11 protein-coding genes are annotated in these 11,806 nt (G+C 60.2%); 2 read left to right on the top strand and 9 right to left on the bottom strand.

Annotation, left to right across the window (positions count from 1 at the left end; translation table 11 throughout):
* The first annotated feature begins 39 nt into the window (after positions 1–39).
* Together I6J19_RS00510 and hypD are read left to right on the top strand one after the other, a co-directional pair.
* On the top strand, positions 40–309 hold the full coding sequence (locus tag I6J19_RS00510; protein ID WP_038629409.1) for a HypC/HybG/HupF family hydrogenase formation chaperone: 270 nt from the start codon (positions 40–42) through the stop codon (positions 307–309).
* Positions 310–325: 16 nt separating this feature from the next.
* Positions 326–1,477, top strand: coding sequence for a hydrogenase formation protein HypD (gene hypD / locus I6J19_RS00515; RefSeq protein ID WP_038627869.1), 1,152 nt, complete (start codon positions 326–328; stop codon positions 1,475–1,477).
* On the opposite strand, the gene I6J19_RS00520 is transcribed toward hypD, so the two are convergent.
* The 9 genes from I6J19_RS00520 to I6J19_RS00555 all read right to left on the bottom strand — a co-directional run bounded on the left by I6J19_RS00520 (position 1,478) and on the right by I6J19_RS00555 (position 11,777).
* Positions 1,478–2,341, bottom strand: a complete 864-nt coding sequence (locus tag I6J19_RS00520) for an HpcH/HpaI aldolase/citrate lyase family protein (RefSeq protein WP_038627866.1) — start codon at positions 2,339–2,341, stop codon at positions 1,478–1,480.
* Between the two features lie 129 nt (positions 2,342–2,470).
* Positions 2,471–3,679 (bottom strand): acetyl-CoA C-acetyltransferase, encoded by a 1,209-nt coding sequence (locus tag I6J19_RS00525; RefSeq protein WP_038627863.1) that lies wholly within the window; start codon positions 3,677–3,679, stop codon positions 2,471–2,473.
* Between the two features lie 58 nt (positions 3,680–3,737).
* Positions 3,738–4,406, bottom strand: coding sequence for a 3-oxoacid CoA-transferase subunit B (locus I6J19_RS10835; protein WP_038627860.1), 669 nt, complete (start codon positions 4,404–4,406; stop codon positions 3,738–3,740).
* Entirely contained in the window at positions 4,407–5,159 is a 753-nt protein-coding gene (locus tag I6J19_RS10840) for a CoA transferase subunit A (RefSeq protein WP_038627858.1), read from the bottom strand.
* A gap of 4 nt (positions 5,160–5,163) precedes the next feature.
* On the bottom strand, positions 5,164–6,918 hold the full coding sequence (locus tag I6J19_RS00535; RefSeq protein WP_038627856.1) for an AMP-binding protein: 1,755 nt from the start codon (positions 6,916–6,918) through the stop codon (positions 5,164–5,166).
* Positions 6,919–7,021: 103 nt separating this feature from the next.
* Positions 7,022–7,900, bottom strand: coding sequence for an HpcH/HpaI aldolase/citrate lyase family protein (locus I6J19_RS00540; protein ID WP_038627854.1), 879 nt, complete (start codon positions 7,898–7,900; stop codon positions 7,022–7,024).
* 7 nt (positions 7,901–7,907) lie between these two features.
* Positions 7,908–8,450, bottom strand: a complete 543-nt coding sequence (locus I6J19_RS00545) for a MaoC family dehydratase (RefSeq protein WP_038627852.1) — start codon at positions 8,448–8,450, stop codon at positions 7,908–7,910.
* 1 nt (position 8,451) lies between these two features.
* On the bottom strand, positions 8,452–9,621 hold the full coding sequence (locus I6J19_RS00550; RefSeq protein ID WP_049182292.1) for an acyl-CoA dehydrogenase family protein: 1,170 nt from the start codon (positions 9,619–9,621) through the stop codon (positions 8,452–8,454).
* 62 nt (positions 9,622–9,683) lie between these two features.
* Positions 9,684–11,777, bottom strand: a complete 2,094-nt coding sequence (locus I6J19_RS00555) for an acetyl-CoA carboxylase biotin carboxylase subunit (protein WP_038627850.1) — start codon at positions 11,775–11,777, stop codon at positions 9,684–9,686.
* Positions 11,778–11,806: the final 29 nt, after the last annotated feature.

An 11,806-nucleotide genomic window follows, 5' to 3' on the forward strand; every position in this document is an offset into this window, starting at 1 on the left:
ATGGTAGTCTCGAAAAGTATTGCAAACGAGGAGAAGCGTATGTGTCTTGGTGTCCCCGCCGTCATCACGGAAGTCCACGATGCTGCCCGTGCAACAGTGGAAATTGGTGGCGTCGCACGCATGATTTCCACCGATTTACTTATTGACGAGAACCTCACCGCCGGTGATTGGGTTCTCGTACATGTCGGTTTCGCCATGAGCAAGATCGACGAGGAAGAGGCCAGGCTCTCGCTCCAGCAAATCAAACAGCTAGGTGGCGACGCTTACGAGGATGAGCTGGAATCCTTCTCATCGTCACAGATCAACTAAGGGGCTGGACGGCACCATGAAATACGTTGACGAATTCCGCGATCCCGCCGCTGCGAAGAAGCTGCTCGCACGCATTGAACGCGAGGCCACCAAGCTGGAAAAGCCCATCGCACTGATGGAAGTCTGTGGCGGGCACACGCACACCATTTACCGCTACGGCTTGGAAAACCTCCTGCCGGAGAACATCGAGCTGATTCACGGACCCGGCTGCCCCGTCTGTGTCATCCCCATGGGGCGCGTCGACGATGCCATCTGGCTGGCACAGCAGGAAGACGTCATTTTCACGACCTTCGGCGACATGATGCGCGTGCCGGGGTCCGAAACGTCGCTGATGCAGGCACGTGCGCGCGGCGCCGATGTACGCTTTGTCTACTCGCCTCTCGACGCGCTGAAAATTGCCACCGACAACCCCGATAAGCAGGTCGTTTTCTTCGCCGTCGGGTTCGAGACCACCGCCCCGTCGACTGCCGTGACCGTTGAGGCCGCACGCCGGCAGGGTGTGGAAAACTTCTCCGTGTTTTCCAACCACGTACTTATCGAGCCGCCGCTGCGCGCCATCGTCAACGGCGGCGAAACCAAGGTTGATGGGTTTATCGGCCCAGGCCACGTGGCCACCACCACCGGCACGGACGCTTTCGAGTTCCTGCCGCGCGAGTTCAATCTGCCAGTGGCGGTCACCGGTTTTGAGCCATTGGATGTACTCCAGGCCGTCGTCATGCTGCTAGATCAATTCGTCAGCGGCGACGTTGCTGCCGGTAAGTCGCGGGTGGACAACCAGTACGCGCGCGTTGTGCGCTCCTCCGGCAACACCACCGCGCAGAAACTTATGGACCGCGTCTTTTCCCTCCGCGACATCTTCGAGTGGCGCGGCCTCGGCTGGATTGAAAACTCCGGCCTCGGCATCTCTGAGGAATACGCAGCATTCGATGCCGAGCGCCGTTTCCAGGTGCCGGGGCGCCGGATCCCAGACCCCGTGACCTGCGAATGCGGATCTGTGCTCACCGGCCACATCAAGCCGTGGCAATGCGCGGTCTTCGGCACCGCCTGCACCCCGGCGACCCCCATCGGCACCTGCATGGTCTCCCCCGAAGGCGCTTGTGCGGCGTACTACAACTTCGGCCGCATCGACCGGAAAGTCACCGAGAACCTGGCGAAATCCCGCCGCTAGTTACTCCGTAATTCCCGCACGCGCGAGCGCTGCCACCGCCTGCTTTACGACGGGCGCGTCAATCATCTCGCCATCGAGCTGGAAGGCGCCAGTGTGCGTACCTGCGTGATCGACAATCTTCCGGGCGCGGGCGAGCGTTGCTTCCGACGGCTTATATGCCTTGCGCACCGGCGGCACCATCGCCGGGTGGATGCAGGCCGTAGCCAAGAAACCACAGCCCACGGCATCGAGAGCCTCTAGGTACTGGCCGCGCTCATCGCGAAAGTCAGTATGAACGGCATCAATGGCGGCAATACCCGCTGCAGCTGCATGCACCTGAACGAGTGCACGAGCCAATCGCTGCGGATCGCGGTAGTGGCGACGAGGGTTTTCATCCACACTCTGACGCGAGGACGCCCCACCGAGTTCGGCGGTCAGGTCTTCGGCACCCCAGAACAGCCCCACAACGTCCTGGTGCGTGGCAATCTGCTGGATATTAATCATGGCCTGCGGGGTTTCAATCATCGCGATGATCTTCAACCCTTCGAGCTCTGCGGGAATGGAGTCTCGAATCTTGGGCACCATGACGATGTCGTAGTCACATGTACGGGCAAAGGCGACATCCTCCGCGAAGGTCGGAGTCCCAGGACCGGTAATCCGAAGAATAGTCACCTCCGGGTCGAGCGGATTGTTGATGATGTTCGCACGTGCCTGCTCGTGATTGTCAACGGCAGCGCCGTCCTCCAGGTCAATAATGACCATGTCCGATCGTTCAGCAGCTTTCTGGAAACGTTCCGGACGGTCAGCCGGGGCGAAGAGTAGCGCCGGGCCAGAGGGAAGCCAAGGGAAGGTCTGTTCACCATCGAGGGAGCTAAAGCCTGTCATAGCTCCTAACCTAATTGAAAACTCGAATCACCTTCGCGCAGGCTCTCCCAGGAGACAACAAAACCCGCGTTGTGGGGTCCATAGAGTGGAAACCACAACGCGGGTTTACTGAGTTTTTAACCTATGCGATTAGTCGCGGTACAGCAGCAGCGCGTCGCCCTGGCCGCCGCCACCACACAGGGACACACCAGCGCGACCCGAACCGCGACGGTTCAGCTCCATTGCAGCGGTCAGAGTCAGGCGGGCACCGGAGCAGCCAATCGGGTGGCCGAGGGCAATCGCGCCACCGTGGATGTTGGTCTTTTCCAGCGGGTAGTCCAGCTCACGCAGGGACTTGACGGCCACCGCACCAAATGCCTCGTTGATCTCGATGAAGTCAAGCTCCTGCGCGTCCCACTCAGCGCGACGCAGAGCCTCCTTCAAAGAGTCCGCCGGCTGAGCGTGCAGGGAGTTATCCGGACCTGCGGTCTGGCCGGCCTTGCCCACAACTGCGAGGTAGTCCAGGCCGTGCTTCTCTGCGTAGGCACGCGATGCCAGCACAACTGCTGCGGCACCGTCGGAAATCGGCGAGGAGTTACCGGCAGTGATGGTGCCGTTTTCCTTCAGGAAGACCGGACGCAGCTTAGCCAGGGTCTCCACAGTGGTCTCCGGGCGAATGCCCTGGTCGGTGTCGACAACTACCGGGTCACCCTTGCGCTGCGGAATCTCGATTGGAGCGATTTCCTGCGCGAAAATGCCGTCTTCCTGCGCCTTGGCTGCACGCTGGTGAGAAGCGGCCGCAACTTCGTCCTGCTGCTCGCGGCTAATGCCGAGGTCGCTGTTCGGACCGTCGGTAAGCGTACCCATGGACACACCATCGAAGGAGTCGACCAGACCGTCGCGCTCCAAGGTGTCCTCCAGCTTCAGCGCACCGAAGGACTTGCCCTGACGAACACCGCGTGCAACGTGCGGAGCGTGCGTCATGGACTCCTGACCACCTGCAACAACAACGTCTGCATCACCGAGACGAATCAGGCGAGCAGCGTGAATGACAGCGTTTAGGCCCGAGAGGCAGACTTTGTTAACGATCTCAGCGGTCGTATTCCATGGCAGACCTGCCTTAATGGCGACCTGTCGGGCCGGGTTCTGGCCAGCGCCTGCGAGAATCACCTGGCCCAGAACGACGTGCTGAACCTCTTCCGGGGCAACGCCGGAACGCTGGACAGCGTGCTTGACAGCATGTGCGCCGAGTTCGACGGAAGTAAGCGGTGCCAGCTGGCCGAGCAGCTTGCCCTGCGGGGTGCGGGCACCGGCGAGGATAACGACATCATTCGGGCTGGGAGCTGGAAGGTTACTCATGGATGGATTCTCCTAAGTCAAATCTGATGAGTGTGGACTGACCATGATTGCTGCGTATTTAATTCTCGAGGTCAACCACGTATGCGGCTTCGGTGTTGGCCTCGATATCGGCTAGCGTCACCCCAGGTGCCAGCCTGCGTAACACCAGGTGATCATCAGCGACATCGAAGCTTCCCAGGTTGCTAATAATCCTTTTCACTACTTTTGCACCTGTGAGGGGCAGTTCGCAGGCTTTTACCAATTTTGGTTTGCCATCTTTGGAAACGTGATCGGTCAAAACCACCACTCGAGGGGTACCAGCGACTAAGTCCATCGCGCCGCCCATGCCCTTGACCATCTTTCCTGGAATCATCCAGTTGGCCAGGCCACCGCACTGGCTAACCTCCATTGCACCCAACACGGCCATTTTCACAGCACCGCCGCGAATCATGCCGAAGCTGGTGGCGGAGTCGAAGATTGCCGCGCCCGGCACCAATGTCACGGTCTGCTTGCCCGCATTGATAAGGTCGGCGTCCTCTTCACCTTCATATGGGAAGGCGCCCATTCCCAGAATTCCGTTTTCACTCTGCAGCAGAACACGCACACCTTCGGGAATATGGTTTGCCACCAGTGTCGGAATGCCGATACCCAGATTCACATAGTCGCCATCGCGCAGCTCTTCGGCGGCCTGCTGTGCCATCTCGTCACGGCTCCAGCCCTTGTCCATAATTGTCTTCGCAGGTGCCATTTAAATCTCCTCCCCTGCTGCCGCGTCACCGGCATCGTGGCTGGAATCGGTATTGCGTGGCCGAGTTGTGCGCTTTTCAATGAGCTTCTCACGGCCGTCACCGCGGACGATGTGCTGGATATACACACCCGGAGTCATCACCAGATCCGGGTCGATCTCACCGCGGCCAAGCAAGTGCTCCACCTCCGCAACGGTCACCCTGCCGGATGCTGCGCACAGCGGGTTGAAGTTCTGCGCGGTCCGGCGATAGACAAGGTTGCCCTCGATATCGCCGTGGTAGGCGTGCACCAGGCCAATGTCAGCAACGATGCCACGCTCCTGCACGTAGGTCTGCCCGTCGAAGTCGGCGTGGGGCTTGCCCTCTGCAACGAGCGTGCCGACGCCGGTTGCGGTGTAGAACGCGGGAATACCTGCGCCCCCTGCGCGAAGCCGCTCAGCCAGAGTTCCCTGAGGGGTGAACTCCACCTCGATTTCTCCTTCGAGGTACTGGCGGGCAAACTCCTTGTTCTCGCCGACGTAGGAGGCCACTACCTTTGCCACCTGTTTGTTCTCCAACAGAATGCCGAGTCCAGTACCGTCAATGCCCATGTTGTTGGACACGATGGTGAGGTCTTTTGCCCCGGAGTCGCGCACGCCTTCGATGAGGGTATATGGCACACCACACAGGCCAAAGCCGCCAACTGCCAGGGTCATTCCATCAGTGACAAGGCCTGCGACAAGCTCTCGGCCGGTCTGATCAGTTGTTTTTGACATTGTTCTACACCCAGCCCAGGATTCGCGGAGCCATCTCACGCATCTCGACCTTGCGGACCTTGCCCGACGCGGTCATCGGGAACTCTTCGACGACGTGGACGTAGCGCGGAATCTTGTGACGCGACAGCTTGCCGTGGGCAAAGGCCGCCACATCGTCAGCGGTGAGGTCTTCCACATCGTCGTGCAGAATTACCCATGCCATGATCTCTTCGCCGTACTTGTCATCCGGCACACCGATGACCTGCGCATCGACGACAGCCGGGTGGGTGAACAGGAACTCTTCAATTTCGCGCGGGTAGATGTTCTCACCGCCACGGATGAGCATGTCCTTAATACGTCCGGTGATGGACAGGTAGCCCTCGTCGTCAAGCACACCCAAGTCGCCGGTGTGCATCCAGCCGTCGGCGTCGATGGCCTCGGCGGTTTTTTCCGGGTGTTCCCAGTACTCCTTCATAACGGAGTATCCGCGAACGACAACCTCGCCCTGTTCGCCTCGCGGCAGCGTCTCACCCGTTTCTTCACAAATGATGCGGGCTTCCAAGTGCGGCATGATTTGGCCGACGGTGTTGACGCGCTTTTCCAGCGGAGAATCCGCGCGGGTCTGGAAGGACACCGGCGAGGTCTCCGTCATGCCGTAACAGATGGCAATCTCGTGCATATTGAGTTTGTCCATCACATCACGCATGGTCTTCGACGGGCACGAGGTACCTGCCATCACACCTGTGCGCAGCAGCGACAGGTCGTAAGGGGATCCGTATTCCTCCTGATCATGAGCTTCTTCAAGCTCATTGATGAACATCGTCGGCACGCCGTAGAGGCTGGTGGCCTTGGCCGAGTGCACAGCCTTGAGTGTTTCACGCGCCTTAAACGACGGGGCCGGGATGACAATAGCGGCACCGTGGGTGAAGGCGGCGAAGGTGCCAATCACCATGCCGAAGGTGTGGAAGAACGGCACCGGCACACAGATGCGGTCGGTCTCGGTGTAGCCCAACAGCTCACCGATGAAGTATCCATTGTTCAGCAGGTTGCGGTGCGTTAGCGTAGCGCCCTTGGGAAAGCCTGTCGTGCCCGAGGTGAACTGGATGTTGATTGGATCATCCGGTTTCAGCTGGGAGGTGTACTCGCTCAGGTCGTCGATCTCGCTGTGCATGTGCTCGTACCATTCGGACGAACCGAAGTAGATGACCTTGTCCAGGCGCACACCGCGCTGCTTGGAGGCCTCGATCAGCATGGTTCGGTAATCGGAGTCCTTGTAGCGGCGAGCGGCAAACACCATACGCACACCTGCCTTTTCCAGCACGTAGTTCAGCTCGTGCTGGCGGTAAGCCGGGTTGATGTTGACCAGCACCAAGCCGATGTGGTGGCAGGCGTACTGCACCACGGTCCACTCCCATCGGTTGGTAGACCAAATGCCGATGCGGTCTCCTGGACGGTAGCCCTCCCGGATGAAAGCGCTGGCCAGGCGCAAAACTCGGTTGTAGAAACGCTCAAAGGTAAAGGAGACATCCGCGTAGACGTCAACGACGGCGTCGCGGGAAGGGAATTTCTCCACAATCGCACGCAGGTTCTCACCGAGGGTCTCATCGCGAAGTGGAGCGGCACCTTGCTCGACACCGGCGCCGAACACGTGGCTCATCTTGTTGCCATCGGCATCGACAACATCCTTGCCGTATGGCGCCGGCACAGTGGTGAAGCCCTCCGGCAGCTTCGAAGGATCAGCAGTGCGCTGTTCTGCGTGGTTCTTCAATGTCGCGGTCATGGGGAGTTCTCCTTGGTTTAAGTGACTCCGCAGAGTGCGGAGTGTGTGAGAGGAAAATGTGTTCTTTAGGGGGATAAATCAGTGGTCGTTACCGGCCGTGGGACTAACCGGTTACGGCAGCTCGCCGAGCAATGGCTTCTGCTTGACGGAAGAGCGGCGCATCCACCATCTGGCCGCCAAAGCTGAAGGCGCCGGTGTTCTCTTCCGCTTCCGCCAAGAGCCGACGCGCCCAGTCAATCTCCTCGTCGCTGGGGCGGTAAGCCTGGCGGATTGTCGGGACCTGACCGGGGTGGATACAGACGGTGGCGGCAAATCCCAACGCAGCGGCATCTGCGGCCTCCGCAGCTAGCCCATTCGCGTCGGAGATATTGACGTAGATGGAATCCAGACTGGCCTTACCGTGCGCCGCTGCAGCCAGGTGAACGTGGCTGCGGGTATGTACCGCCACACTGCGGTAGCTACCCGCATGGATACGGCCCGGCACGAGTGCAGCCTCTGCTTCGCTAAAGCGTGATGACGTTCCCGCCAATCCCGCCACCAGGTCCTCTGCGCCCCAGAACAGTGCAACGACACCATCGGCCCGTGCCAGCTCTTCGGCGCGCATGACCCCAAGCGGAGTTTCAATAAGGGCAATGACCTGGGTCTTCTCCCCCAGTGCCGCTACCAACTCATCCACTTGCTGAGCCGATGAAGCCTTGGGCAGCATCACCTGGCGGAAAGCGGTGCCACGCAGCATGTCAATATCCGCTGCGTAGTCCTCAACCTCCGGTGGATTGACACGCACAATCGTGCGGGCCGGGTCGAGGTCACAGGAGGCGATAGCCTCGCGGGCGGCCTCACGGTTTTCTGCGCGACAGCCGTCCTCCAGGTCCAGAATCACCATGTCGGCACGGTCAGCAGCTTTAGCGAATCGTTCCGGCCTGTCTGCCGGCGCAAACAGAATTGCAGGGCCCAGCGGCTGCCAGGAGTTATGCGTAGACATGAGCCACTCACTTCCCCGCTGAAGCCGCGTTCTCGGAGCCGTCGTCAAGCGAAGTCGGTGCGCATTGGACGAGCGTGGACCGGACGGCGCGGCAGACGACGGTGCCGTCCTGATTGCGTCCGATGTGCTCGAGCTCGACAATGCCCTGGTTGGGGCGGGACTTGGACAGACGCTTGTTACGACAGACGGTCTCTGCATACAGGGTGTCGCCGTGGAACATCGGTGCGGGAAACGCCACTTCGGTGAAGCCGAGGTTGGCGACGATGGTGCCGAGCGTCAGCTGCCCGACGGACAGCCCGACAACCGTCGACAGCGTCCACATGGAGTTGACCAGCCGCTCGCCGCCGAATCCCGGCTGCTGGCTCGACCAGTGCGCATCCAGGTGCAGTGGCTGGGTGTTCATGGTCAGCGTCGTGAACAGGACGTCATCGGTTTCAGTGACGGTTCGCCCCGGTCGGTGCAGGTAACGCGCGCCGACCTCGTACTCTTCGAACCACAGTCCGCGCTGGACGACGTCGTGGGTGACTTCGGTTACGTTGTTGTCAGCCATTTTACAGCCCCAATCCGCGTGCGATCAGCATGAGCTGAACTTCGGTGGTGCCCTCGCCAATCTCCAGAATCTTGGAGTCGCGGTAGTGACGTGCCACGCGGTACTCGTTCATGAATCCGTAGCCACCGAAAATCTGTGTCGCGTCGCGCGCGTTGTCCATCGCGGCCTCGGAGGCAATCATCTTGGCGATGTACGCTTCACGACGGAAATCTGCGCCCGCGGCCATCTTTGCGGCTGCGTCGTACCACGCCATACGTGCGGCATGCGCACGCGCTTCCATTCGTGCGATCTTGAAGGAAACAGCCTGGTACTCACCAATCGCTCGGCCCATGGAGTGGCGTTCCTTTGCGTGGCGAACAGACTCGTCGACACAGCCCTGCGCAGCACCAGTGGCAAGAGCTGCAATCGCGACTCGGCCCTCCGCCAAGATGGACAGGAAGTTAGCGAAGCCGCGACCACGGGTGCCCAGCAGGTTCTCCTGGGGGACGCGGACATCGGTAAAGGTCAGTGGGTGGGTGTCGGAGGCATTCCAACCGACCTTGTCGTAAGCCGGTTCCGCGACAAAGCCCTCCGTGCCACTCGGCACGATGATGGTAGAAATCTCCTTCTTTCCATCGTCCTTCTGGCCGGTGACTGCGGTGACAGTAACCAGCGAAGTGATGTCGGTACCGGAGTTGGTGATGAACTGCTTGGCACCGTTGATGACGAAATCATCGCCGTCTTCACGGGCTGTCGTGCGGGTGGCACCGGCGTCGGAACCTGCATCCGGCTCGGTGAGACCAAAACCGGCCAGCTTCTTACCAGCAGTCAGCTCGGGCAGGTAGGTCTCCTTCTGCTTGTCATTGCCGAAGTGGAAGATTGGCATGGCACCTAGGCCAACGCCCGCTTCCAGGGTGATAGCGACCGACTGATCGACTTTAGCTAGCTCCTCCAGAGCAATACCGAAGGACAGGTAGTCACCGCCCATGCCACCGACTTCCTCGGGGAATGGCAGACCGAACAGGCCCATTTCTCCCATCTGCGAGACAATCTCGTACGGGAAGGTGTGGTTGCGGTCATGCTCGGCAGAAACCGGATCGACAACTTCATTGGCAAATTCGCGAACTACTTTCTGCAGTTCCACGTATTCGTCGTCGAGGATGGCGGTTGCAATCTTGGTGCTTTCGGACATGATGAGTGCTCCTTAAAGATTTTGTAGGTGTGGGACCTGATTGGTGCGTTTTGTGTGGGTTTTTATTCCTCGGCTTCGGCTACGGTGATGACGGCCAGCTGCTGGTCACCGGTGACCTGATCGCCCGGCGCGACGGTGAAGCTAACCTCACCTGCAATTTCGGCGGTGAGAGTGTGCTCCATCTTCATGGCCTCCATGACCAACAGAGCGTCACCAACTTCGACGCGGGTTCCCTCCTCCACCGCCAGCGCGATAATCGCGCCGGGCATCGGAGCTTGGATAACTCCTGAGCCACCGGCATCGGCTTCGGCGCCGGTGGTGACTACCTCGGTGCGGGGCAATACCCAGGTGCCGTGGGCACCGGCGACGACGTATTCTTCGTGGTTCGCTGACCCAGCGTTGTCGATGGTTTCGACCAGGAAGTGCTGTGCAACTCCGTCGCGGACGATGCGCAGATGTTCCCCGTCGCGATAGACCGAAACTTTGTAATTTCGCGGTTCTGGAACGTCGATATCTTCGTTCTCCGCTTCGGCCGACAGACCTGCGACTACGTCACCGACAACGACGTCGGTACTCGACGGGGTGCCCACAATCGAGATCAGACGCGAGTTCTCCCCTGCCCCGAAGCGAATGCGCTGCGCGGCAGGCGCACTGGCACGCCAGCCATCCGGGGTGAGCCACGGTGAGTCGGTGGCCTCTTCAAAGCGAGAAGCCAGCCAGTCCATCGCGGCGGCGAGGTACACATCGTCCGGCGTTTCGGTGGTGGCGAAGCCTTCCGCCACGCGGTCGAGCAGTCCGGTGTCAAGATCGCCGGCGCGAACCTCGGGGACGTTCAGCAGATAGCGACAAAAATCGATATTGACTCCGACACCTGCGACAACGGTGTCCCCCAGCGCCTTGTCCAGCCGCTCGAGCGCCTGCTCACGGTTTTCACCGTAGGAGATGATCTTCATCAACATCGGATCATAGAGAGATGAGACCTCGGAACCGTCGACAATGCCGGAATCCACCCGGATTCCCACCCCGCTCGGCTCGACGACACGTGTGACCGTGCCACCGGTGGGCAGGAAACCCGCCGCCGGGTCTTCGGCATACACGCGAGCTTCAATCGAGTGACCGGTAAGAGTTACATCTTCCTGAGCAACCGGCAGTGGGCGTCCCGAGGCAATGTCAACCTGCAGCGCCACCAGATCCAGGCCGGTGACCTGCTCAGTCACGGGGTGCTCAACCTGCAGGCGCGTATTCATCTCCATGAAGAAGAACGACGACGGGTCCTTCGCCGGCACAATGAACTCCACCGTGCCCGCGCCGACGTAGCCAACCGAGCGTGCCGCGTCACAGGCCGCTTCACCAATTGCGCTGCGCGTTTCCTCATCCAGCAGAGGGCTCGGCGCTTCCTCGATGACCTTCTGATGGCGTCGCTGCAGCGAGCACTCACGCTCGCCCAAGTGGATTACATTGCCGTGTTTATCTGCGAGAATCTGCACCTCGATATGCCGCGGGGTGTCGACGAAGTGCTCGATGAACAGGGAGTCATCGCCGAAGGCACCCGCCGCTTCACGACGAGCTGTTGCGAGTGCCGCCGGCAGGTCAGCAGCATTTTCCACGCGGTGCATCCCCTTGCCACCACCGCCTGCCGACGGCTTAATCAGTACAGGAAAGCCAATCGATGGGGCTGCCTCAATGAGGTCCTCGTCGCTAAGCCCGGGGCGAGAAAGACCCGGCACGGTGGGAACATCGCGGGCTTCGACGGCAGCGCGGGCGGAGATTTTGTCACCCATGATGTTGATGGCGCTGGCCGGTGGGCCAATGAATTCAATACCTGCTTCCTCACAGGCGGTCGCGAAGTCTGCGTTTTCAGACAGAAAGCCGTAACCGGGGTGGATTCCGTCTGCGTCGCAGCGGCGAGCGGCATCGATAATCTTGTCGATAACCAGATAGGACTCGCGTGCCGGAGATGGGCCAATGTGGATGGCCATATCCGCCATGCGGACGTGAGGGGCGTCGGCATCGGCATCCGAGTAAACCGCGACGGAGCGAATTCCGTTGTCACGAAGGGTTCGAATAATGCGGCAGGCAATCTCCCCGCGGTTTGCGACCAATACGGTACTCAGGCTGCCGCCAGCTGCGTGGGGCTGCGTGTTGTGCGCTGTCATGTGCCCTGTGTTTCCTTTCCAGAAAATGC

Origin of the sequence: Corynebacterium amycolatum (assembly GCF_016889425.1) — a bacterium.
Classification (GTDB): domain Bacteria; phylum Actinomycetota; class Actinomycetes; order Mycobacteriales; family Mycobacteriaceae; genus Corynebacterium; species Corynebacterium amycolatum.

Coding starts and splice junctions, on each gene's coding strand:
- I6J19_RS00510 (WP_038629409.1), top strand. CDS start 40: ATGTGTCTTGGTGTCCCCGCCGTCATCACGGAAGTCCACGATGCTGCC.
- hypD (WP_038627869.1), top strand. CDS start 326: ATGAAATACGTTGACGAATTCCGCGATCCCGCCGCTGCGAAGAAGCTG.
- I6J19_RS00520 (WP_038627866.1), bottom strand. CDS start 2,341: ATGACAGGCTTTAGCTCCCTCGATGGTGAACAGACCTTCCCTTGGCTT.
- I6J19_RS00525 (WP_038627863.1), bottom strand. CDS start 3,679: ATGAGTAACCTTCCAGCTCCCAGCCCGAATGATGTCGTTATCCTCGCC.
- I6J19_RS10835 (WP_038627860.1), bottom strand. CDS start 4,406: ATGGCACCTGCGAAGACAATTATGGACAAGGGCTGGAGCCGTGACGAG.
- I6J19_RS10840 (WP_038627858.1), bottom strand. CDS start 5,159: ATGTCAAAAACAACTGATCAGACCGGCCGAGAGCTTGTCGCAGGCCTT.
- I6J19_RS00535 (WP_038627856.1), bottom strand. CDS start 6,918: ATGACCGCGACATTGAAGAACCACGCAGAACAGCGCACTGCTGATCCT.
- I6J19_RS00540 (WP_038627854.1), bottom strand. CDS start 7,900: ATGTCTACGCATAACTCCTGGCAGCCGCTGGGCCCTGCAATTCTGTTT.
- I6J19_RS00545 (WP_038627852.1), bottom strand. CDS start 8,450: ATGGCTGACAACAACGTAACCGAAGTCACCCACGACGTCGTCCAGCGC.
- I6J19_RS00550 (WP_049182292.1), bottom strand. CDS start 9,621: ATGTCCGAAAGCACCAAGATTGCAACCGCCATCCTCGACGACGAATAC.
- I6J19_RS00555 (WP_038627850.1), bottom strand. CDS start 11,777: ATGACAGCGCACAACACGCAGCCCCACGCAGCTGGCGGCAGCCTGAGT.